Source organism: Bartonella sp. AC130YNZD (assembly GCF_042196865.1).
GTDB lineage: Bacteria > Pseudomonadota > Alphaproteobacteria > Rhizobiales > Rhizobiaceae > Bartonella.
Genome location: NZ_JBHIQZ010000128.1, coordinates 1 through 896, shown reverse-complemented (window position 1 = coordinate 896; position 896 = coordinate 1). Strand labels below are relative to the sequence as shown.

1 pseudogene is annotated in these 896 nt (G+C 41.4%); it reads right to left on the bottom strand.

The features are described from left to right. Positions 1–896, bottom strand: a pseudogene (locus ACFINU_RS10075) (filamentous hemagglutinin); the annotation flags it as partial.

Here is an 896-nt window from a genome sequence, read left to right as displayed (position 1 = left end):
AAAGCTTCTGAACCAATCTGGCGATCCTTGCCATTGGCTATATCTAAAGAAACATCGCGGCTTCCATCAGCTTTATAGCCATAACAATTGTCTGTATTTGCATTACAACCCATATAGGTGTTTTTATAAGCCGTTGCCCCTAAATTGGTCAGCACATTGGCGTGGATATCAGCATTTCCCCCTGCTCTCATAGAGCTATAATGGTTGTCAATGGTATCAGCGTTAATGATGAGATTGCCACTAGATTGTATTACCCCCGAAACAGTTGGTTTATGCGAAAATGCTTGTGTGACAGTCTTTTCTGTCATATGTGACCAGTCTTCGTTTATTGACCCAAACCATCCTGCCTTCCGCCGAGAACCATTCCATTTATATGTCTGCATATGATCTCTACCATGCGCCCGTCCTTTTACCCAAGTAAAAGCCTTGTAGACTGTTCCATCTTTCAATGTTGCTTTGCCGTATGATCCTTCCTTATTATCAAAAAGTACTTCGTCCAAACTAAATAATGTATGCTCGATGTTAACACCGAGAATTGAGTCTGGCTCTTCAATGTGCCCCTTTCCCCAAAGATCTTGCTGTGTATTGTGATATAACAACCCATCTCCGCTACCATGAAAATCCTCTGGTTTTTGGAAAGAAATATCGCTATATTCCGTTTTTTCCGTGATGACAGGCGTGCTATCAGCTTCGTTTTTTAGAGTGTTGGTTTGGATATTTAAGTTTCCACCAGCTTGAATAAAGCCTGCTTTGTTAACAAGGGAAAGGCTTTTTCCTGTGCCTTCTGCATTGGTGAAACCCAAATCACCCTCTGCTAAAATGGCACCAAAATCATTCAACAAATCCCCATCAACTTGTAAAGCACCATTGCCCTTCACATAAATTAAGCCCGTTTT